Below are 22,002 nucleotides of genomic sequence, written 5' to 3'. Positions count from 1 at the left end.
TCCGCCTCACACCTTCTGGTAGATCTCCGCGCCCGACTTCACGAACTCGACCGCCTTCACTTCCATGCCCTTCTGCAGCGCGTCCTCCTCGTTGAGGCCCTGCTTGGCGGCGAAGTCGCGCACGTCCTGCGTGATCTTCATCGAACAGAAGTGCGGGCCGCACATCGAGCAGAAGTGCGCCACCTTGGCGGACTCCTTGGGCAGCGTCTCGTCGTGGAAGCTCTTCGCCTTGTCCGGATCGAGACCGAGGTTGAACTGGTCGTCCCAGCGGAACTCGTAGCGCGCCTTTGACAGCGCGTTGTCGCGGATCTGCGCGCCCGGGTGGCCCTTGGCGAGGTCAGCGGCATGGGCGGCCAGCTTGTAGGTGATGATGCCTTCCTTCACATCGTCCTTGTCCGGCAGACCCAGGTGCTCCTTCGGCGTCACGTAGCAGAGCATGGCGGTGCCGTACCAGCCGATCTGCGCCGCACCGATGCCGCTGGTGATGTGGTCGTAGCCCGGGGCGATGTCGGTGGTCAGCGGGCCCAGCGTGTAGAAGGGCGCTTCCTTGCAGTACTCCAGCTGCAGGTCCATGTTCTCCTTGATGAGATGCATCGGCACGTGACCCGGACCTTCGATCATCACCTGCACGTCGTGCTTCCAGGCGATGTCGGTCAGTTCGCCGAGCGTCTTCAGTTCTCCGAGCTGCGCATCGTCGTTGGCATCAAAGATCGAGCCCGGGCGCAGGCCGTCACCGAGCGAGAAGGCCACGTCGTAGGCCTTCATGATTTCGCAGATCTCTTCGAAGTGGGTGTAGAGGAAGCTCTCCTTGTGGTGAGCCAGACACCACTTGGCCATGATCGAACCACCACGCGACACGATGCCGGTCATCCGGTTGGCGGTCATCGGCACGTAGCGCAGCAAGACGCCTGCGTGGATGGTGAAGTAATCCACCCCCTGTTCGGCCTGCTCGATCAGCGTGTCCTTGAAGATGTCCCAGGTGAGTTCTTCGGCCTTGCCGTCGACCTTCTCCAGCGCCTGGTAGATGGGCACGGTGCCGATGGGCACCGGAGAATTCCGGATGATCCACTCGCGCGTTTCGTGGATGTTCTTGCCGGTGGACAGATCCATCACCGTGTCACCACCCCAGCGGATGGCCCAGGTCATCTTGTCGACTTCCTCGTTGATCGAGGAGCCGAGGGCCGAGTTGCCGATGTTGGCGTTGATCTTCACCAGGAAGTTGCGGCCGATGATCATCGGCTCGCTCTCCGGGTGGTTGATGTTGTTCGGGATGATGGCGCGGCCGCGGGCGACCTCGTCGCGGACGAACTCGGGCGTGATCTCGGCCGGGATGGACGCACCGAAGCTCTGGCCCGGGTGCTGGCGGGTGAGCAGCTTGGCCATCTTCTCGCCGGTCGGGCCGGTGGCGCGCAGGCTCTCGACGTAGGCGGCGCGGTTCATGTTCTCGCGGATGGCGATGAACTCCATCTCCGGCGTGATGATGCCCTGGCGGGCGTAGTGCATCTGCGTCACGTTGCGGCCGGCCTTGGCGCGGCGCGGGTGGCGGTGCAGGCCGGGGAAGCGCAGGTCGTCGAGTGCGGCATCGGCTGCGCGGATGCGGCCGAATTCGGAGGAGAGGTCGGTGAGCTGTTCGGTGTCGCCGCGCTCCTCGATCCAGCGGGCGCGCAGTGCGGGCAGGCCGCGACGGATGTCGATCGAGGCCTTGGGGTCGGTGTAGGGGCCGGAACAGTCATAGACGAAGACCGGCGGGTTCTTCTCGCCGCTGGTGTTGCCAAATGAGCCGGTGGGCGTATCGGCCTGGGAGATTTCGCGCATCGGCACGCGAATGTCCGGGCGCGAGCCTTCGATGTGGATCTTGCGCGAATTGGGCAGCGGCGCGATCGCCGCTTCGTCCACGTGTGCCTGGTCGGCGAGGAAGGTGTCTTTGGCGTTCATTGAAACTCCTGTTCTTGCTGCAGTCCGGTTTTCTTCGTCTGGGTATGCGAGGGGTGCGTGCATCGCACTTCGTCGGAACGACAACGCAAGTTCCAGGCCACGCAACGTGGCCGGGCGGTCGTGCCCGTAAGCCCCTGCCTGCGGCGTGTGCGCCGGCTGTCTCAACTATCTCACCGCCACCCCTCCCGATGTCGAGACAGCTGTCGCAGCTTTCCGGCGTCTCACCCGTACATCTGTCGCAGCCCTCCGCGATCTCCGGGGCATACCCCCAGTATCCATGCGGGTTTGCGGGCAATTGCTTCAGTGGCATGAATGCTGCCTTAAGCCCTCCGACGGTGACCCGAACATGCAGGCGCCGCATTCAACCAGGACCAATCAACAGCATCACCTAGGAGGGGAACATGACAAGAACTGGACGCAAGTCGCTGAACAGCACCTTTACCCAAACCCGTAAGCTCACGGCCGGCGCTGCCGCCGTGGCCGCACTCTGTGTGATGTCGACGCCGGCGATGGCCGACATCGTCATCGGCGAATTCGGTGGTACCAAACTGTCGATGTTCGGCATCATCGACGTCGGCATGCTCTACAACAGCGATGCCAACGCGACCGGCGACAGCAAGACGTCGATGGAAACCAGCGGCCTGCGTCAGACGGTCATCGGCTTCAAGGGCGAGCGCGAGCTCGACGTGAACCTGACTGCCTTCTTCAACCTCGAATCGCACTTCGACACCAACAACGGTTTCCTGCACGGCACCGGCGACGCATCGGGCACCGGCCCCGGCGGCGTCAATACCCCGCTGTTCCGTCGTCAGGCCAACCTGGGTGTGCGCGGCGACTGGGGTAGCCTGACCCTCGGCCGTCAGTACGGCCCGGCGCTGCTGGCCCACATCGGCACCGAACCGCGTGCGTTCAAGGAGCAGTTCTCCAACCTGTACGCCTGGGCCTACGGTCAGCTGTTCACGACCTTCAACCCGAATAACGGCAGCGGTCGCAACACGAACAACGACGTTGGCATTTTCATGAACAACGCCGTGCAGTACCGCAACACCTGGGGTCCGGTCACCATGGGTGTGCTGTATTCCTTCGGCGGTCAGGCTGGCGACTTCAAGGACAATAGCGCCTACGCGCTGGGTCTGACCTACAACGGTCCGATCACGCTGTCCGGCTCCTACCAGGCCTTCCACGACGAGCAGTCGGGCAAGAAGGTGGTCGATCACACCTCGCTCGGCTTCGCCATCCCGTTCGGCGACTTCACCTGGAAGAACAACTGGATGAACGCCAAGAACGACAACACGGCGGGCAACCAGCAGTTTGACGTGAATGGCTTCGGTACCGGCCTGGACTGGAAGTGGAGCGCCAAGAACTCGGCTACGCTCGCCTTCTATCTCAACAAGGACGACGCCAACAAGAGCGATGAAACCAAGTTCATCGTGATCAGCAATGACTACCAGTGGCGCCCCGACACCACGCTGTACATTCAGGCCGCCTTCGCCGATGCCGACCCGGGCGCAACCCTGCGCACCAGCATCGTCGCAGCGGGCGTGACGGCGGGTGAGAAGAGCACGCTGCTCAACGTCGGTCTGAACTTCATGTTCTAAGACGCTCGCGTCTGCAGTAAACGGCGGCAGGGTGTGGAAACCCGCCGCCGCATTCTAAAAACCAAGGAGACCTGATCGATGAATTCGATTCGCAAGCAGTTCCGCCTGACCGCATCCGCCGCCGCCGTAGCCGCTGCGTCGATGCTGTCGGTGTTTGCAGTGAGCCCGGCCGTTGCGCAGAGCGGCCCCGGCTTCGAAGACCCGAACAACTGGCCGCAGTACCACCGCACCAGCAACGCCTGGCGCTTCAGCCCGCTGAACCAGATTAACCGTGACAACGTGAAGAAGCTGAAGGTGGCGTGGATCCACCAGCCGGGCACCATCACGCACGGTCTGCAGGCCACGCCTATCGTGATCGACGGCGTGATGTACTCGATCTCGGCCAACAACAACGTGTGGGCCATCGACGCCGCCACCGGCAAGACCATCTGGCAATACGCGCCCAAGCTCGACAAGATCGTCGACCAGGTGTTCTACGGCGCCGCCAGCCGCGGCGTGACCGTGGGCCGCGGCAAGGTGTACGTCGGCACGCTGGACGGCCGCTTCATCGCGCTCGACCAGAAGACGGGCAAGGAAGTGTGGTCGACCCAGCTCACCGATCCGAAGAACCAGTACGGCGCGCTGTTCTCGGCGCCGCCGCAGCTGGCCGGCAACGTGCTGTTCGGCGGCACCACCGGCGGCGACCAGCCGATCTCGGGCAAGATCTACGCGGTCAATGCCGACACCGGCAAGCCGGTGTGGACCTTCGACGTGATCAAGAACGATCCGAAGAGCTGGCCGGGCGACAGCGGCAAGGTCGGTGGCGGCAGCGCATGGATGCCGGGTACCTACGACGCCAAGACCGACACCATCTATATCGGTACGTCGAACGCCGCACCCGACTACTACAACTACGACCGCAAGGGCGACAACCTCTATACCGCGACGCTGCTGGCACTCGATCCGAAGTCCGGCAAGGTGAAGTGGCATCGCCAGGAAGTGCCGAACGATTCGTGGGACTACGACTCGGCGTACGAAGCGCTGGTGGTGCAGAAGGACGGCAAGGACGTCATCGTCCACCTCAACAAGGGCGGCTTCGTGTTCGTGATGGACAAGAAGGACGGCAAGCTCGAAAACGTGTGGCAGTTCGCCGAGAACGTGAATTGGGTCAAGGGCATCGACCCGAAGACCGGCGCGCTGATCGATCCGATCTACCCGGAAATCGACAAGACCAAGACCTTCTGCCCGAACCTGCTGGGTGCGCGCAGCTGGAACCACGGCGCCTACAACCCGGGCACCGGCCTGTGGTACTCGCACGCGATGGAAGTGTGTAACGAAGTGGTCGCCGGCAAGGACGACCCGGACAACCTGAAGGCCGTGTCCTCGCTGTCGCTCGGCATCGAGTCGATCAAGCTGGTGCCGCCGCCGGGTACGAAGCCGCACGGTCGCCTGGATGCACGTGACCCGATCACCGGCAAGCGCAAGTGGTCGATCAAGTACGACCTGCCGCCGCTGTCGTCGGTGCTGACCACCGCCGGTGGCCTGGTGTTCACCGGCGACATGGAAGGCAAGATCTACGGCTACGACGCCGACACCGGCAAGGAACTGTGGACCTTCAATGCCGGCTCCGGCCTGCGTGGCGGCCCGGTCAGCTACTCGGTCAAGGGCAAGCAGTACATCGTGTTCCCGACCGGTCTCGGTTCGCATGCCCCGGGCTTCCTGGCCGGTGCCTTCCCGCAGATCAAGGATCTGCCGGGTGGCGCGGCGATGGTGGCTTTCACGTTGGAGTAAGGAAGTAAATGCGTCACCCACCCCGTCGTGCGGACACACGGCGGAGTGTTGTAAGTCTCCTCATTTACGGGCGGTAACGGGAGTGACCGCCTGTCTTTTTTTGTGCAGACTCCCTCGTCGCATGCCCAGATTCAACCCTCCCGCCGTCCCGCGCGTTGAGCCTGCAGACAGGTTCGATCGGATGGCGCATCCCCGCCTCGGGACAGGTGGGTTCAATGTGTGCATAAAGATCAGAACCATTGTTTCAACCGGGCAGGAAAGCAGAACCATGACTACACGCAAGCTCAGCGGCACGACCCGTGCCTTCTCCATCTCCGCCGGTCTTCGGACGGTCGTTTTTGCGGGCAGCGCACTCGTGCTGCAGGCTCTGAGCACGCCGGTGCTCGCCAATGCCGAAGGTGCCGCCGAGGCGCTGCCGCAGCCGTCGTTCGAACTGACCGACCCCGACCGCATCGCCGCCGGCAAGAAGCGTTTCAACAAGACCTGTGCCGGCTACTGTCACGGCGCCGAAGGCGTCGGCGGGCGTGCTCCCGATTTCAAGGGTCGCAAGGACCTGCCGGACGCAGAGGCATTCAAGACCATTTTCCACGGCCGCCGTGGCGCCGACATCATGCCGCCCTGGGGCCAGGCCTTCTCGCCGGACCAGATCTGGGAACTGGTCGCCTACATAAAATTCCTCGGCACGCAGTGATCGTTGGCGTTCCACGGAACGCGGGAGCGTCCGCCCGCTTTCGCTGAATCCGTGGGCGGCTTTACGATGGCGCTCCGTATCCAGGACTGCTGCCCGCAGGCGCCGCGTCGCGGCCAAGGCCGCTCCCACTGGAGCACGTCCGCCCAGTCGGACTTCATGCGGGAGCGGTCCTCTGACGCATGAAGCAGTGAGGCGCTACTCACGCAGGTGCAAAAGAAAAGGGGCGCACGAAGCGCCCCTTTTCTCGTCCATGCCGCGGACTCAGCCGTTCTCGACCATCCGCTCCTCACCGTCCAGATAGTTCGGCGCGACGATGCGCAGCCGGGCCATCTTGCGGTAGAAAGTGGCGCGCGACATGCCGAGCTGGCGCGCCGTTTCGGTCACGCGCCAGTGATTGCGGCGCAGCGCATCGAGCATCTTCTGACGCAGCTGCAGGCAGGCCTCGTTGAGCGGCTCGCCGTCGCGCAGTTCGCACGGATCGGGCACTGCACCGCCGACGCTGCGCGGCGCGGCAGGCTGCGGTGACGCTATCGCGGGCATCTGTTGCGCCGGCTGCGGAATCTGCTGCTGCTGCGGTGGCGGCTGCAGCGCGACGCGCGGGCTGTGGTTGTTGGTGCGCAGTTCCTGCGGGAAGTGCTCGATGGTGACCTGTGTCCCGTCGGCGATCGCACAGGCGTAGCGGATGGCATGGCGCAGCTGGCGGATGTTGCCCGGCCAGTCGTAGCTCAGCAGGCGGGCCATCGTCTCTTCCGGGATGCGCAGTTCCTCGCGGCCCATCGCCGCACATTCCTCGCGCAGCACCAGCTGTATCAGTTCGCGCTTGTCCTCGCGGTTGCGCAGCGGCGGCAGCATGAAGCTGGCGCCGTTGAGGCGGTAGAACAGATCTTCGCGGAAGCGTCCCTGGCGCACCAGTTCCGGCAGGTCCTGGTGGGTGGCGCAGACCACGTGCAGGTTCACCGGCGTCGGCTGTTCGGCGCCCAGCGGCACCACTTCGCCTTCGGCCAGCACACGCAGCAGGCGGCTCTGCAGCGACAGCGGCATGTCGCCGATCTCGTCGAGGAAGAGGGTGCCGCCGTCCGACTGCAGTATCTTGCCCTTGGCGCCCTTGCTGCGGGCGCCGGTGAAGGCGCCGTCGCGGTAACCGAACAGTTCGCTCTCGATCAGGCTTTCCGGAATCGCCGCGCAGTTCAGCGCGACGAAGGGTTGCTTGGCGCGGTCGCTGAAGTCGTGGATGGCGCGCGCGAACGCTTCCTTGCCGGTGCCGGTCTCGCCCAGCAGCATGACCGGGATGTCGCGGTTGGCCACCTTCACGGCGCAGGCCACGTTGGCCTTGACCCGCGGATCGCCCAGCGCCAGGTGACGGAAGCCGCGCGGGGCGGTCACGTCGTCGGCGGTGATGACCGGCTTCGCCAGCGTGACCTGGGCGAGCGAACGCGCGTTCGGCGCGCGCAGCACGGCGAACAGGCGGCGCCCGGTGGCCATCATGCGCAGCGGGAAGGGCGTGCCCGGGCTGGCGTGCGCCGACACCATGATGTCGCTGGCGGTGCACTCGAACAGGTCGTGCAGGAACTCGGCGTGGCGGCCGTTGTGATTGATCAGTTCCTGGCGCGCGCGACGGTTGCCGCCGACGATGCGGCCGTCGTCGTCGAAGGCGATCAGGTAGTCGGTTTCGACCGGCATGAATTCGGCGACCTGGCCGAGCTGCAGCGTCCAGTAGGTGCGCAGACTGTAGTGCGCGTAGGCGTCCTCGATCAGGCGCGCCTTGTCGCACACCATGCGGAACACCAGCAGCTGGCTCTCGCGGGCGTCCGGCGAATACAGCGCCGAGGCGTCGAGCACGGCGATCGGCTCGTCCTGCAGCCCGAGTATCGGTGCCGAACTGCAGGTGAATTGCGTGTTGTGCGAACGGAAGTGCTCACCACGGTGGACCAGGGTGGGCTGACGGTCGGCCAGCGTGGTGCCGACGCCGCAGGTGCCCTCGTGTTCTTCCGCCCAGCAGGTGCCGTTGCGGAAGCCCTCGTCCTTGAACTCCTTCTCCAGCGCCGGCACGGTGCGGTAATCGACGGTGACGCCGGTGGCGTCGGTCAGCAGCACGCAGTAGTTGGCCGGCAGCAGCTCGTGGTGCAGTCGCTCGACGCCTTCGCGGGCGATGCGCATGAAGGTTTCGATGCGCTCGCGGTGCTCGCGCAGCTCGTAGGCGGTGACGACCTTGGGTACCGACGACAGCCCCGGATCGATGGAGTGCTTGTTGAGCGACCTGCGCCAGGAGCGCGTGAGGCGCTCGTAAGCGGGGTCAGTCTGTGCCGGGCGCGATCGTCCTTCGACGATGTTCATCACGCGTCCGACATGGTCGGCGATTTCTCGACCTTGTCTCATGTCCGTCTCCTCCGTGGTGGACTTTCGAACCCCCCGTCACCGGTTGTTGCCGTGTGCGGGCAGGTTTCCCTTTTTGTTGCGTGAGGTTAGGCCCTGCAGCGTCCGAAAGCAACGCGACGAATGTCTCCGAAAACTGAGACAGCTGTCTCAGTGCGCCGGATGTCCGGCGTCTCACGACGTGGTTCATGCGGACGGTGCGACCAGGCTCTATGACGATGCGCACTGCAGACTGCTTACGAATCATCGGCTTGTCGCCGGAACGCCGATTGGCGACGAGGCGCTGGCACGACAGATGCAATGAGGGCTCAAACCTCGTTCAGGAGTCGCATCGTCGTGTCGCCCAGTTCTTCCCGCCCGATCAGCGTCGGCATCATCGCCAACCCGGCATCGGGCAGGGACATCCGTCGTCTGACCTCACGCGCTTCGGTGTTCCCGAACGCGGAGAAGGCCAGCATGATCGTGCGCGCCATCGCCGGCCTCGAAGCGGCAGGCGTCGAGCACGTGCTGCTCATGCCGGACAAGGGCTCGATCTCCGGCCTGGTGTATCGCGCGCTCGGCCTCGATGGCCGGTCGACCGAAGGGCGTCGTGTGCGCTTCATCGACATGACCGTGTCCGAATCGATCGACGACACGCTGCACGCCACCGAGGCGATGTGTGCGGCGGGCGTGTCCGCGATCATCGTGCTCGGCGGCGACGGCACCCATCGCGCGGTGGCCAAGCGCTGCGGCCAGGTGCCGCTGTTGGCGCTGTCCACCGGCACCAACAACGCCTTTCCGGAAATGCGCGAGGCCACGGTGGCCGGGCTGGCCGCCGGCCTGATCGCCACCGGCGCGGTGCCGGCCGCGGCCGGCCTGCGCCGCAACAAGCTGCTGCGCGTGCGCTGCGACGACCGCGACGACATCGCGCTGGTCGACGCCTGCTTCACCGGTCATGAGTACGTGGGCTCGCGCGCCGTCTGGGACAGCGCGCTGGTCGAGGAACTGTTCGTCACCTTCGCCGCCGCCGACGGCATCGGCCTGTCGGCCATCGCCGGTCAGCTCGAACCGGTCACGCGCGCCGCAGCACACGGCCTGCACGTGCGCTGCGCGCCGACCGGCGACACGCCGCGCCGCGTACATGCGGCGATCGCACCCGGCCTGGTGGCCGAAGTCGGCGTGCGTGACTACGCGCATCTGTCGCCGCACGAGCCGGTGGTGCTGACCGGTCGCAGCGGAACCATCGCGCTCGATGGCGAGCGCGAGATCGAGTTTCACACCGGCAGCCGTATCGAAATCAGCCTCGACCCGAACGGCCCGCAGACCATCGACGTCGCCGCCACGCTCACCCATGCGGCGCAGCACCGACTGCTGCGCCACTACGCGGGAGGTGCCGCATGACGCGCGCGCTCCTGCTCATCGCTCTCCACGGAGCCGGCGCCAACGACGGCGCCGCGCTCCGCCCCAGGCTCGATCAGCCATCCGCCCGCAGCTGCCGGAGAACCGCGGGCATTTCTGTCCACAACAAAGAGGAGCACTCATGACCAGTCCTTTGAACAGGGAAGCCCTTCTGCAGGCTTACCGGACCATGCGCACCATCCGCGATTTCGAGGAGCGCGTGCACGTCGATTTCGCCACCGGCGAAATCCCCGGTTTCGTCCATCTGTATGCAGGCGAGGAAGCTTCGGCGACCGGCATCTGCATGCACCTCAACCGCAACGACTACATCGCCTCGACCCACCGCGGTCACGGCCACTGCATCGCCAAGGGCGTTGATCCCGTCGGCATGATGGCCGAGATCTGGGGCAAGGCCACAGGCACCTGCAAGGGCAAGGGCGGCTCGATGCACATCGCCGACCTCGAGGTGGGCATGCTCGGCGCCAACGGCATCGTCGGTGGCGGTGGCCCGCTGATCTGCGGTACCGCACTCGCGTCCAAGATCCGCGGCGAGAACAACGTCGGCGTGTGCTTCTTCGGTGACGGCGCGTCCAACCAGGGCACCATTTTCGAAGCGATGAACCTCGCTTCGGTGTGGAAGCTGCCGGTCATCTTCGTGGCCGAGAACAACGGCTACGCCGAGGCGACCTCCAGCACCTTCTCGGTGGCTGTCGAGAACATCGCCGACCGCGCGAGCGCCTTCGGCATGCCGGGCGTCATCGTTGATGGCTTCGATTTCTTCGCGGTGTACGAAGCGGCCGGCGAGGCGATCAAGCGCGCCCGTGAAGGCGGCGGCCCGACCCTGCTCGAAGTGAAGCTGTCGCGCTACTACGGCCACTTCGAAGGCGACCAGCAGACCTACCGCGCGCCGGGCGAAGTGCAGAAGCTGCGCGAAACCAAGGACTGCCTGATGCAGTTCGCCAAGCGCGTGACTTCGCGCGGCGAACTGACCATGGCTGACATCGAAGCCATCGACCGCGAAGTGAAGACGATGATCGACGACTCGGTGGTGAAGGCGAAGTCCGATCCGCTGCCGCCGCCCGAGGCCCTGATGGCCGACGTCTACATCTCGTACTGAACCCGCGCCATACGCCGACAGGAGAAAACAGAATGGCAAGAAAGATCACTTACCAGCAGGCCATCAACGAGGCGCTGGATCAGGAAATGTCGCGTGACCCGAGCGTCATCATCATGGGTGAGGACGTCGCCGGTGGCGAAGGCTCGCCCGGCGAGAACGACGCCTGGGGCGGCGTGCTCGGCGTGACCAAGGGTCTGTACGCGAAGCATCCGGGCCGCGTGCTCGATACGCCGATTTCGGAATCGGGTTATGTCGGCGCTGCCGTCGGTGCGGCCTGCAACGGCCTGCGTCCGGTCGCCGAACTGATGTTCATCGACTTCATGGGCGTCTGCTTCGACCAGATCTTCAACCAGGCCGCCAAGTTCAAGTACATGTTCGGCGGCAAGGCCAAGACCCCGGTCGTCATCCGCGCGATGTACGGCGCCGGCTTCCGCGCCGCCGCCCAGCACTCGCAGTGTCTGTACAACGTGTTCACGCACATCCCCGGCCTGAAGGTGGTCATCCCGTCGAACCCGTACGACGCCAAGGGTCTGCTGATCCAGTCGATCCGCGACAACGACCCGGTCATCTTCCTGGAGCACAAGGCGCTCTACACGATGGAAGGCGACGTGCCGGCCGAGAGCTACATCGTCCCCTTCGGCGAAGCCGCCGTGGTGCAGGAAGGCGACGACGTGACCATCGTCGCGATGGGTCGCATGGTCCATTACGCGAAGGAAGCCGCCGGCAACCTGCGCAAGAAGGGCATCCAGTGCGAAATCATCGATCCGCGCACGACCTCGCCGCTCGACACCGACACGATTCTGGAGAGCGTCGAGCGCACCGGCCGTCTGGTCGTGGTCGATGAATCCAACCCGCGCTGCAGCATGGCGTCGGACATTTCCAGCTTCGTTGCCCAGGAAGCTTTCGGCGCACTGAAGGCGCCGATCCAGATGGTGACTGCACCGCACGTTCCGGTGCCGTTCGCCGCTTCGCTTGAAGATCTTTACATCCCCAGTCCGGCACGCATCGAAGAAGCCGTGATGAAGGTCAAGGAGTACCGCTGATGTCCGCAATCCATACCGTCACCATGCCCAAGTGGGGCCTTTCCATGCAGGAGGGGAAGGTCAACCTGTGGCTGAAGGAAGTCGGTGACACGATAGACCCGGGTGAGGAAATCATCGAGGTCGAGAGCGAGAAGATTTCCGGCGCCGTCGAGGCGTCGGTGTCCGGCGTGTTGCGCCGTCAGGTTGCCCAGCCGGACGAAGTGCTGCCGGTCGGCGCGCTGCTCGGCATTGTCGCCGAGAAGGGCGCGTCCGATGCCGACATCGACGCGGTGATCGCCCGCTTCCAGGCCGAGTTCGTGCCGCCGTCCGCCGACGACGCCGATTCCGGTCCGCAGACGCAGACGGTCAAGGTCGGCAACGTCGAAGTGCGTTACCTCAAGCTCGGTGAGGACGCTGCCGGCAAGGACCCGCTGCTGCTGGTCCACGGCTTCGGTGGCGATCTGAACAACTGGCTGTTCAACCACTCGCCGCTGTCCGAGTCGCGTGCGGTGTATGCGCTCGACCTGCCGGGTCACGGCAGCACGACCAAGGTGACCGGCATCGCCTCGCTCGACGGTCTGGCCGAAGTGGTGATCGGCTTCATGGACGCCGTCGGTCTCGAATGCGCCCACCTGGCCGGCCACTCGATGGGCGGCGGCGTCTGCCTGGCGATTGCCAAGCGCGCGCCGAACAAGGTGAAGTCGCTGTCGTTGATCGCCAGCGCCGGTCTGGGCAACGAGATCAACGGTGCCTACATCGACGGCTTCGTCGCTGCCGCTTCGCGCAACGCGCTGAAGCCGGTGCTGGCGCAGCTGTATTCCGACGAGTCGCTGGTCACCCGTTCGATGATCGACGACATGCTCAAGTTCAAGCGCCTCGAAGGCGTCGACAGCGCGCTCGCCACGCTGGCCGGCGGCCTGTTCGCCGGCGGCCGTCAGGCCGAGCAGCTTGCCTCGGCCGCGGCCGGCAAGCCGACGCTGGTGATCTGGGGCGAAAACGACCGTGTCATCCCGTCCTCTCACGCCACGGCGATCCCGGGCGCGACCGTGAAGGTGATGCCGGGCCAGGGCCACATGGTCCAGCTCGAAGCGGCAGGCGAAGTGAACAAGCTGATCGGCGAGTTCATCGGCTGATGCACCACCGGCCGCCGCAGCCTCTCCTGCGGCGGCCATTTTTACGGATTCCATCATGAGCACAGCTGTTGCAGGCGAAGGCCTGCGCGGACGCGACAAGCTCGCCCGCATTCCGGTCAAGGTACGCGAGGATGTCGCCTCGCCGACCAAGCCCGCCTGGCTGCGCGGCCGCGACCAGGACACGCCGGCGGTGCGCGCGCTGCAGGGCGTGCTGCGCGACCACGCGCTGCACACCGTGTGTGAAGAGGCGGCCTGCCCGAACATCGGCGAGTGCTTCGGCCGCGGCACGGCGACCTTCATGATTCTCGGCGCCATCTGCACGCGCCGCTGCCCCTTCTGCGACGTTTCGCACGGCCGGCCGCTGCCGCCCGATGCCGACGAACCGCAGCGCCTGGCGCGCACGGTGGCGGCGATGAAGCTGCGTTACGTGGTCATCACGTCGGTCGATCGCGACGATCTGCGCGACGGGGGTGCTGCGCACTTCGCGCAGTGCATGGCTGACATCCGCGCACTGAGCCCCGACATCACGATCGAGGTGCTCACCCCCGATTTCCGCGGTCGCGAGGCGGCCGCACTGGACGCGCTGGCGGTGTCGCCGCCGGACGTGTTCAACCACAACATGGAAACCGTGCCCCGCCTGTACCGCGAGGTCAGGCCGGGCGCGAACTACGAAGGTTCGCTCAGGCTGCTGCGCGACTTCGGCCAGCGCTTCCCCGGCGTGCCGACCAAGACCGGCCTGATGCTGGGTCTGGGCGAGACCGAGGCGGAAGTGGTCGAGGTGATGCGCGACCTGCGCGCGCACGGCTGCGACCTGCTGACGCTGGGCCAGTACCTGCGGCCGTCGCCGGCTCATTTGCCGGTGATCGAGTACATCACGCCGGAGCGCTTCGACGCGCTGCGCAACATCGCGCTCGAACTGGGTTTCAGCGAAGTCGCCGCCGGCCCGCTGGTGCGCTCGTCCTATCGTGCCGACGTGCTGCACGCCGCGCATGAGAACCATGGCTGACGCCAGCGCCCACACCGTCATCGTGAACGGCCAGCACGAGCCGCTCGACGATGCGCGCACGGTGGGCGACCTGCTCGACCGCATGGCCTTGCGCGGCAAGCGCATCGCGGTCGAGCGCAATGGCGAAATCGTGCCGCGCAGCGTGTTCGACCATGCGGCGCTGAGCCCGGGCGACCGCGTCGAAATCGTCATCGCCGTCGGAGGCGGCTAGACCATGAATGCACCCCTTGATACGCCGCTGACCGATCCGCTCGTGATCGGCGGCCAGCCGTTTGCGTCGCGCCTGCTGGTCGGTACCGGCAAGTACCGCACGCTGGACGAGACCGCCCGTGCGCTCGACGCCAGCGGCGCCGACATCGTCACCGTGGCGATCCGGCGCACGCCGCTGAACCGCAACAACGGCGAGCCCGGCCTGCTCGACGTGCTGCCGACCGGGCGCTACACGCTGCTGCCCAATTCGGCCGGCTGCTACACCGCCGACGACGCGGTGCGCACGCTGCGCCTGGCGCGCGAACTGCTCGACGGCCACGACCTGATCAAGCTCGAAGTGCTGGGCGATCCGAAGTCGCTCTACCCGAACATGCCGGAAACGCTGCGCGCCGCCGAAACGCTGATCCGCGACGGTTTCCGCGTCATGGTCTATTGCTCGGACGACCCGATACAGGCACGCGTGCTGGAAAGCATGGGCTGCGTCGCCATCATGCCGCTGGCCAGCCTGATCGGTTCCGGCATGGGCATCCTGAACCCGTGGAACATCGGAATCATCATCAATGACGCCAAGGTGCCGGTCATCGTCGATGCCGGCATCGGCACCGCGTCGGACGCCGCGGTGGCAATGGAACTGGGCTGCGATGGCGTGCTGATGAACACCGCCATCGCGCACGCGCGCGACCCGGTGCGCATGGCGGCGGCGATGCGCCACGGCGTCATCGCCGGCCGCGAGGCCTTCCTCGCCGGTCGCATGGAAAAGCTGCCTTACCGGGCCGCGGCCTCGTCACCGCAAACCGGCCTCATCCAATAAACATAAGGGAGGAATCACCATGTCTGCATCGAAGAAGCGCCGTGTCGCGCTGGTCACCGGCGCCTCGCGCGGCATCGGCGCGGCGATCGCCCAGCGCCTGGCGCGCGACGGCTTTCACGTCGTCGTCCATTACGCCCACGGCGCTGCCGAAGCGCGCGACGTGTGCGCGGCGATCGAGCGCGCCGGCGGCAGCGCGTCGCTGCTGCAGGCCGATCTGTCGATGTCCGATGGCCCCCAATACCTGGCCGACACGCTGGGCGAGCCGCACATCGACGTGCTGGTGAACAACGCCGGCATCGCGCCCTTCGAAGCCATCGAGGACATGAGCGAAGGCAGTTACGACCGCCTGTCGAACGTGAACATGCGCTCGCTGTTCTTCGTCACCAAATACCTGCTGCCGAAGCTGCGCGACGGCGGCCGCATCGTGAACCTGTCCAGCGTCGTCGCCCGCACCGCCTTCGCTGGCATCCCGGCCTATTCGGCGACCAAGGGCTTCGTCGACGTGCTGACGCTGCAGCTGGCCGCCTCGCTCGGTGCGCGCGGCATTACGGTCAATGCGGTGGCGCCCGGCGTGATCGAAACACGGCTCACCACCGGCCTGCTGGAGAACGGCGGCGCGGAGGCGGTGCAGTCGATGCAGGCACTGGCCGGCGTTGGCACGCCCGACCGCGTGGCCGGCGTCGTGTCCTTCCTGGTCGGCCCGGATGGCGCGTGGACCACCGGTCAGGTGATCGACGTCAGCGGCGGGACGAAGCTCTGAACAGGAGCTAGTGGCTAGGGATCAGGGGCTGGGGACGTGGGGGCGCAGTTTCTGCGCCAGCCAGCCCAGCCATTCGTGCAGCGCCCATCCTGACTGCTGCAGCGCGCGCGACGACGGGACGAAGTCGTTGAACTCCCATGTGCCGGGGCGGCGGATCATTGTGGGCGCTGCGACCGGGTCCAGCCCGGCGCGGCGGAATTCCTCCATCGAGCGGCGCATGTGCATCGCATGCGTCACCAGCGCGACGCGGGTGATCCCGGCGTCGCGCAGCAGCGCCGCCGACAGCCGCGCGTTGTCGGCGGTGTCGCGCGAAGCCGATTCGACCCAGCGCACGTCCACGCCGAAATCCTCCATCGCCTCTCGCATCAGCTCGCTTTCCGGGCGGCCGCCCCACACCACGCCGCCGCTGACCAGCACCGGCAGGCCGCTCTCCTTTGCCAGCCGCGCACCGGCGCGCACGCGTTCCAGCGCCCAGCCATTCACCGTCTGTCCGTCATAGTCGACCAGATTGTCGGCGGTGCCGGCACCGAGCACGACGATGGCGCCGGCACCCGTCAATGGCTGCGCCGGGCCGCTGAAATAGGTCGTGCGCTCCAGCCATCCGGCCAGCGCCGGCAGGCACAGTGCATACAGCGTCAGCACGCCGGTGGCGGCCAGCGTCATGCCGATGCGGCGGTGGCGGCGCATCAGCAGCAGGCCGAGCACGGCCAGCAGCAGCGGGCTGGTCGGCGGCAGCAGTAACACCGACACGGTCTTCTTCAACAGGAACAGCAAGGAACTCGGCATGGGCGCGTGCCAGTGAAAAAGCCTTATTATCCGGGCCAACACGCCGCAAGCGCAGGACGCGCGCGCAGACCACACGGAGCGGGGATTTGATCGATCTGTCGGCACTCGGCTGGAAGGAAGCGGCGCTGCTCGCGCTGGTCATTCTCGCCGCCTACATGGGCTATGCGCTGGTGCGCCTGTCCATGCTCAACGCCCGCCGCACTGCCGAAGCCGCACCGCCGCCCGTACCGGAGGCGCCCGTGCCGCCACCACCACCGGTGGACCTGCAGGCCGAACTCGACATGCTGCTCGACGCCAGGCTGGCGCCGCTGATGCAGGCGCTGGAAACGCGGCTCGACCTGATCGAGGACAGGCTGGACGGCGTCAGCCGCCGTCTCGAAACCGTCAATCAGCTGCCGCCGGTCGCGCCGCAGTACAGCGAGGCGCTGTCGCTGGCGGCGCGCGGCCTCAGTGCCGAGGACATCGCCGAGCAGTGCGACATGTCGGTCGGCGAAGCCGAACTGGTACGTACGCTGGCGCAGAGCCGTGGCATGGGAGACAGGACATGAGTGCGACTGACAGCGTGACTGTGCGCGGCAACGACGAGCAGGAGGCGGCCGAACAGCGCAGCGCGCTGCTGCGCCGGGTAATCGTCGCCGGCGGCCTGATCGCGATGCTGATCGGCGGGCTCGCCCTGTTCGACGCCAGCCGTCGCGCCCCGGAGATAGACGACGAACCGGTGGCCGCGGTTACGCCGCCGCCTGCCGAAACGCCGGCGGCCGAGGAGGCCACGGCGCTTCCGACACTGCCGCCCGAGGAGACGCCCGCGGTCGACGCGACAACGGCGTCCATGCAGGACACCCCGCCGCCGCTGCCCGATGCCGCCGCCGATGCGCAGCCGGCTCCGGCTGCATCGCCGGAACCGGCGCTGCCCGAATCGACCGCAAGACCGGGTGCGCCGCTGCCGACCCGCGCAGCGCCCTCCGTTGCGGCGCCGTCCAGGCCGGCTGCCGCGCCGGCCGACGCAGCGCCGCAGCCGGCACCGACCATCGCCCGCTCGCCGGCGCTGGCCGGCTCCGGTTATGTCGTGCAGGTGGGTGTATTCAGCAACGTCGCCAATGCCGAAGAGATCCGCGCCCGGCTTGCGCTGAACGGCATTCCGTCGCAGATCGAGGCGCGCGTGCACATCGGCCCGTTCAAGTCGCGCGCCGAGGCCGACCAGGCACGTCAGCGCCTGCGCGCGCTTGGCATGGACAGCGGGCCGCCGACTGCGCTGCGGCCGGCTTCGGCTCCGCGCTGAGCACCGACGCCCCCGTCGCCACCGAATCCGCGATAATCCGGCATCGTCCGGCGTGACGCCCCCCGAGGCGCTACGCTGCCAGAACTCACCCACAACGTCTCCGGAGACTTCGCATGTCGCGCACCATCGTTTCGACCCCCGACGCACCCGCCGCGATCGGCACCTATTCGCAGGCGGTCAAGGTTGGCAACATCGTCTACATGTCGGGGCAGATCGGTCTCGATCCGGCCACGATGACCATGGCCGACGGCATCGACGCGCAGATCACCCGCGTGTTCGACAACCTGAAGGCGGTGGCCGCTGCTGCCGGCGCCACGCTGGACAATGCGGTCAAGGTGAACGTGTTCCTGACCGACCTCGGCAACTTCGCCAAGGTGAACGAGGCGATGACCCGCTACTTCAACCAGCCCTTCCCGGCGCGTGCCGCGGTCGGCGTGGCGGCCCTGCCGCGTGGTGCGCTGGTCGAGGTCGATGCGGTGCTGGTGATCGACTGACACTGCCTGGCCGGGCTTGCCCCGGCCGTCCTGCCCTCCGCATGAGTACCCGCAGCGAAGCGCTTTCGGCCGCGCTCGACAAGATGGGCCTCGGCTCGGATGCCGCGCTCGTCCTGCATTTCCCGCTGCGCTACGAGGACGAGACGCGCATCACGCCGGTGGCGCTGGCGCGCGCCGGCCAGCCGGTGCAGGTCGAGGTCGAGGTGACGCAGGCGGAAGTGAAATTCCGGCCGCGCCGCCAGCTGGTGGTGACGGCCGCCGACGACAGCGGCACCGTCACGCTGCGCTTCTTCAACTTCTACCCGTCGCAGCAGAAACAGCTCGCACCCGGCAAGCGGGTGCGCCTGTTCGGCGACATCAACCCCGGTTTCTTCGGCGCCGAGATGCTGCACCCGCGGGTGCGCAATGTCGGCGACGACACGCCGCTGCCGGACCGGCTCACGCCGGTCTATCCGGCCACCGCCGGTCTGTCGCAGGCCAGCCTGCGCCGCGCGATCGACGACGCGCTGGAGCGCACCGATCTGGCCGACAGCCTGCCCGAGGCGCTGCGCCGCCACTACGCGCTGGTGCCTTTCGGCGCCGCGGTGCAGGCCTTGCACCGGCCGCGGCCGGGCGAATCGCTGCGTGATCTCGACGAACGGCTGGCGCCGGCCTGGCGCCGCATCAAGTTCGACGAGCTGCTGGCCCAGCAACTGAGCCTGAAGCGCGCGCACGCCGCCCGGCGCAGCCGCGACGCGCCGGTGCTGCCGCAGCCCGCGCAGACCGACGGTTCGCTGATCGATCGCTTCCTGCAGCAGCTGCCGTTCGCGCTGACCGGTGCGCAGGCGCGCGCCTGGGCCGAGATCGCCGCCGACCTGTCGCAACCGTATCCGATGCAGCGGCTGCTGCAGGGTGACGTCGGCTCCGGTAAGACGGTGGTGGCGGCGCTGGCCTGCCTGCGTGCGGTCGAGGCAGGCTACCAGGCGGCCTTCATGGCGCCGACCGAAATCCTCGCCGAGCAGCACTACCGCAAACTGGCCGACTGGCTGGCACCGCTGGGCATACAGGTGGCCTGGCTGTCAGGCAGCCTGAAGGCACGCGACAAGCGGGCGATGAAGGAAGCCATCGCCAGCGGTGCGGCGCCGATCGCGGTTGGCACGCACGCATTGATCGAGGACGCGGTCGATTTCGCGCGCCTGGGCGTCGCCGTGGTGGACGAACAGCACCGCTTCGGTGTGCGCCAGCGGCTCGCGCTGCGCGCCAAGGCCGGCGACGTGAGCCCGCACCAGCTGATGATGAGCGCGACACCGATACCGCGCACGCTGGCCATGAGTTTCTACGCCGACCTCGACGTGTCGGTGATCGACGAACTGCCGCCCGGCCGCACGCCGGTGCTGACCAAGCTCATCTCCGCGGCACGGCGCGAACAGGTGATCGAACGTGTGCGCGACGCCTGTGCCGCCGGCGCACAGGCCTATTGGGTGTGCCCGCTGATCGAGGAATCGGAAACGCTGCAATTGCAGACCGCGATCGACACCCACGCGCAACTGCTGGCCGCCTGCCCGGAACTGAAGGTGGGGCTGGTGCATGGGCGCATGAAGCCGGACGAGAAGGCGGCGGTGATGGCGGGCTTCGTCGCCGGCGACACGCATCTGCTGGTCGCCACCACGGTGATCGAGGTCGGTGTCGATGTCCCGAACGCGAGCCTGATGGTGATCGAGCACGCCGAGCGTTTCGGTCTGTCGCAACTGCACCAGCTGCGCGGCCGGGTCGGGCGCGGCAGCCGCGAATCGGCCTGCGTGCTGCTGTACGAAGGCCCGCTGTCGCAGACCGCGCGCGAGCGGCTGCGCGTCATCCATGCCTATACCGACGGCTTCATGATCGCCGCCGAGGATCTGAAGCTGCGCGGCCCCGGCGAATTCATCGGCAGCCGCCAGTCCGGTCAGCCGCTGCTGCGCTTCGCCGATCTGGTGATCGACGAGGCGCTGGTCGAATTGGCACGCGAAGCGGCCGACACGCTGCTGCGCGATCACGTCGCGGCCGCCGACCGGCATCTGGAACGGTGGCTGGCCGGGCGCGAGGATCTGCTCAAGGCGTAAAAAAGGGAGGGCCGAGGCCCTCCCGTCGTCTTGCCTGTCGGGATCGACCAATGTCCGGTCCGTGCCTCACACCGTATTCAACCGCGTGCGACGCATGGATCGGGTGTCGGCCGACCCCGGCAGCAAGGCTCAGACGCGGGTGCGACGGCGCGCGATCATGCCCAGCAGACCGAGGCCGGCGAGGAACATGGCGTAGCTCTCCGGCTCCGGCACCGCGGTGATCTGCAGCAGCGTGTCGTTGCCGCTGTTCGGGTGCTGGATGTTCACGTAGGCGACATTCGGGTTGAACTTGTCGAAGTACAGGCCCGTCGGTTCGGCACCTTCGGTCGACAGCGAAGCCCAGCGGCTCAGCGATTCGGCGACGCCGTCGCGGTCGGCATCCTGCGCGAACCAGATGTCGGCACGACCGCCCGGCTGGTCTTCGATGATGTAGATGTTGCCGTTGGCATCGATGGCCAGATTGTCCGGGTTGGTGAATTCGCTGCCGACGGCTGCACCGGTGACGGAACTGAAGGTCGCGCGGCTGGCGAACAGCTTCATTTCGTTGGTGGCCAGATTGAGCGAATACACCTCGTGGGTGGTCGTGGTGGCGATGTAGAGCACTTCGTCGCCATTGGCCAGCACCTGCAGTTCGAGGTCTTCCGGACGCTGGTAGTTGGTGCCGCCGACCATGTCGGCTGCGGCACGGCCGTCCATCGAGAAGGTGCCGCCACCGACGTTCACCATGGCGTTCACGGTGCTGGCCAGCGGGGTGCCGGTCGCGGTGGTGATGGCTTCCCAGCTGGCAGCGCCGACCGCGTTGGCGTTGTTGCCGCCATTGGCCTTCAGCACGAAGGTCTGGCCCTTGTCGAAGTAGCTGTCACCGGTGGTCGCACCCGGCGCGGCCGACACGTACTTGTAGATCGAGCCGCCGTTGAGTTCGTCGATGAAGTAGAAACTCTTGTTCTTGTCGAACGCGCCGCCCTCATGCGACACGCGGGGTACCACGTTGCGGTGGATGAAGTTGGCGCTGGAGGTGTCGGCCAGCGGATTGGTCACTTCGAACAGGCGACCGTAGGGGCTGCCGCTGCCCCACGATTCCTCGGCTGTCAGGTAGCTGCCCCACGGCGTCCAGCGCGAGAAGTCGCCGGCCACGAAGCCCTGGGTGCCCGACTGCACGATGGTCTTGGTGATGCCGGTCCACAGGTCGGTGCGCTGCACGCCGCCGGCGCCGGTTTCGAAGGGCATGAACAGGTAGCGACCGGCGTCGGTGCCGTTCTCGTTGGCGGTGATCATGTCCCAGTTGCCGCTGTTCGACTGGCCGTTGGCGAGCTGCGTGGCGCGGTCGGCCAGCACCTTCTGCGAGAACAGCGGCGAGGACAGCTGCAGCGGCGCGCTTTCCGGCAGCGAGCCGGCGGCGACGTTGCCGGGCAGGGCGGTGAAGTTGTCGAAGTGGGTGTTGTCGGCCGCGTAAGCCTGCTGGGCGGAAACGCCCATCAGGCCAATGGCGGCAGCTATGGCGAGCTTGCGGGGCTGCATGGTTGAACTCCCTGATTGAATGCCTTGCGAACGACAAGGTGCTC

General features: G+C 66.7%; 19 protein-coding genes. 15 read left to right on the top strand and 4 right to left on the bottom strand.

Annotated features, from left to right (window positions below; all coding sequences use genetic code 11):
• Window positions 1-6: 6 nt before the first annotated feature.
• Entirely contained in the window at window positions 7-1,935 is a 1,929-nt protein-coding gene (thiC, locus tag AC51BJ_RS14300) for a phosphomethylpyrimidine synthase ThiC (RefSeq protein ID WP_496280667.1), read from the bottom strand.
• A gap of 401 nt (window positions 1,936-2,336) precedes the next feature.
• Between thiC and AC51BJ_RS14295 the strand changes: the two genes are divergently transcribed.
• The 3 genes from AC51BJ_RS14295 (at window position 2,337) to AC51BJ_RS14285 (ending at window position 5,994) form a co-directional block, all read left to right on the top strand.
• Complete coding sequence (locus tag AC51BJ_RS14295; RefSeq protein WP_496280666.1) at window positions 2,337-3,533, top strand: porin; 1,197 nt, start codon at window positions 2,337-2,339, stop codon at window positions 3,531-3,533.
• Window positions 3,534-3,611: 78 nt separating this feature from the next.
• Window positions 3,612-5,303, top strand: coding sequence for a pyrroloquinoline quinone-dependent dehydrogenase (locus tag AC51BJ_RS14290; protein ID WP_496280665.1), 1,692 nt, complete (start codon window positions 3,612-3,614; stop codon window positions 5,301-5,303).
• A gap of 268 nt (window positions 5,304-5,571) precedes the next feature.
• Window positions 5,572-5,994 carry a c-type cytochrome gene (locus AC51BJ_RS14285; protein WP_430435308.1) on the top strand — a complete coding sequence of 141 codons (423 nt, stop codon included), beginning with the start codon at window positions 5,572-5,574 and terminating at the stop codon, window positions 5,992-5,994.
• Window positions 5,995-6,255: 261 nt separating this feature from the next.
• Here the strand turns inward: AC51BJ_RS14285 and AC51BJ_RS14280 are convergent, their stop codons facing one another.
• Window positions 6,256-8,370 (bottom strand): sigma-54-dependent Fis family transcriptional regulator, encoded by a 2,115-nt coding sequence (locus AC51BJ_RS14280; RefSeq protein WP_430435307.1) that lies wholly within the window; start codon window positions 8,368-8,370, stop codon window positions 6,256-6,258.
• Between the two features lie 297 nt (window positions 8,371-8,667).
• On the opposite strand from AC51BJ_RS14280, the gene AC51BJ_RS14275 reads away from it, so the two are divergent.
• From AC51BJ_RS14275 to AC51BJ_RS14240, 8 genes are all read left to right on the top strand, one after another.
• Window positions 8,668-9,747 carry an ATP-NAD kinase family protein gene (locus AC51BJ_RS14275; protein WP_496280664.1) on the top strand — a complete coding sequence of 360 codons (1,080 nt, stop codon included), beginning with the start codon at window positions 8,668-8,670 and terminating at the stop codon, window positions 9,745-9,747.
• Between the two features lie 139 nt (window positions 9,748-9,886).
• The gene (locus tag AC51BJ_RS14270) at window positions 9,887-10,861 is read left to right on the top strand and encodes a thiamine pyrophosphate-dependent dehydrogenase E1 component subunit alpha (protein ID WP_304000568.1); all 975 of its coding nucleotides are present in this window, start codon (window positions 9,887-9,889) and stop codon (window positions 10,859-10,861) included.
• Between the two features lie 32 nt (window positions 10,862-10,893).
• On the top strand, window positions 10,894-11,904 hold the full coding sequence (locus tag AC51BJ_RS14265) for an alpha-ketoacid dehydrogenase subunit beta (protein ID WP_304000567.1): 1,011 nt from the start codon (window positions 10,894-10,896) through the stop codon (window positions 11,902-11,904).
• Window positions 11,904-13,016 carry an acetoin dehydrogenase dihydrolipoyllysine-residue acetyltransferase subunit gene (locus AC51BJ_RS14260; RefSeq protein ID WP_496280663.1) on the top strand — a complete coding sequence of 371 codons (1,113 nt, stop codon included), beginning with the start codon at window positions 11,904-11,906 and terminating at the stop codon, window positions 13,014-13,016. The genes AC51BJ_RS14265 and AC51BJ_RS14260 overlap by 1 nt, the downstream gene beginning before the upstream one ends.
• Before the next feature lie 55 nt (window positions 13,017-13,071).
• A complete protein-coding gene (gene lipA / locus AC51BJ_RS14255) occupies window positions 13,072-14,022 on the top strand; it encodes a lipoyl synthase (protein WP_430435302.1) in 951 nt (316 codons plus the stop codon).
• A complete protein-coding gene (gene thiS / locus AC51BJ_RS14250) occupies window positions 14,015-14,233 on the top strand; it encodes a sulfur carrier protein ThiS (RefSeq protein WP_019916557.1) in 219 nt (72 codons plus the stop codon). Before lipA ends, thiS begins: the two co-directional genes overlap by 8 nt.
• A gap of 3 nt (window positions 14,234-14,236) precedes the next feature.
• Window positions 14,237-15,043, top strand: coding sequence for a thiazole synthase (locus tag AC51BJ_RS14245; RefSeq protein WP_019916558.1), 807 nt, complete (start codon window positions 14,237-14,239; stop codon window positions 15,041-15,043).
• A 19-nt stretch (window positions 15,044-15,062) separates the two neighbouring features.
• Window positions 15,063-15,803 carry an SDR family NAD(P)-dependent oxidoreductase gene (locus AC51BJ_RS14240; protein WP_496280662.1) on the top strand — a complete coding sequence of 247 codons (741 nt, stop codon included), beginning with the start codon at window positions 15,063-15,065 and terminating at the stop codon, window positions 15,801-15,803.
• A 21-nt stretch (window positions 15,804-15,824) separates the two neighbouring features.
• Here the strand turns inward: AC51BJ_RS14240 and AC51BJ_RS14235 are convergent, their stop codons facing one another.
• Window positions 15,825-16,589 carry a YdcF family protein gene (locus AC51BJ_RS14235; protein ID WP_496280661.1) on the bottom strand — a complete coding sequence of 255 codons (765 nt, stop codon included), beginning with the start codon at window positions 16,587-16,589 and terminating at the stop codon, window positions 15,825-15,827.
• Window positions 16,590-16,675: 86 nt separating this feature from the next.
• On the opposite strand from AC51BJ_RS14235, the gene AC51BJ_RS14230 reads away from it, so the two are divergent.
• The 4 genes from AC51BJ_RS14230 to recG all read left to right on the top strand — a co-directional run bounded on the left by AC51BJ_RS14230 (window position 16,676) and on the right by recG (window position 20,440).
• Window positions 16,676-17,137 carry a DUF2802 domain-containing protein gene (locus AC51BJ_RS14230; protein ID WP_496280660.1) on the top strand — a complete coding sequence of 154 codons (462 nt, stop codon included), beginning with the start codon at window positions 16,676-16,678 and terminating at the stop codon, window positions 17,135-17,137.
• The gene (locus AC51BJ_RS14225; RefSeq protein WP_496280659.1) at window positions 17,134-17,868 is read left to right on the top strand and encodes an SPOR domain-containing protein; all 735 of its coding nucleotides are present in this window, start codon (window positions 17,134-17,136) and stop codon (window positions 17,866-17,868) included. The genes AC51BJ_RS14230 and AC51BJ_RS14225 overlap by 4 nt, the downstream gene beginning before the upstream one ends.
• Before the next feature lie 113 nt (window positions 17,869-17,981).
• Entirely contained in the window at window positions 17,982-18,362 is a 381-nt protein-coding gene (locus AC51BJ_RS14220; protein ID WP_496280658.1) for a Rid family detoxifying hydrolase, read from the top strand.
• A 41-nt stretch (window positions 18,363-18,403) separates the two neighbouring features.
• Entirely contained in the window at window positions 18,404-20,440 is a 2,037-nt protein-coding gene (recG, locus tag AC51BJ_RS14215; protein WP_430435297.1) for an ATP-dependent DNA helicase RecG, read from the top strand.
• Window positions 20,441-20,569: 129 nt separating this feature from the next.
• Here recG and AC51BJ_RS14210 read toward each other — a convergent pair whose 3' ends face one another.
• Window positions 20,570-21,958, bottom strand: coding sequence for an alkaline phosphatase PhoX (locus AC51BJ_RS14210; RefSeq protein ID WP_496280657.1), 1,389 nt, complete (start codon window positions 21,956-21,958; stop codon window positions 20,570-20,572).
• Between the last annotated feature and the right edge of the window lie 44 nt (window positions 21,959-22,002).

The sequence above is a fragment of the Methyloversatilis sp. S146-33 genome (assembly GCF_059552495.1).
Note: the sequence above shows the minus strand (reverse complement) of the source record. Positions and strands in the feature narration are given on the sequence as shown.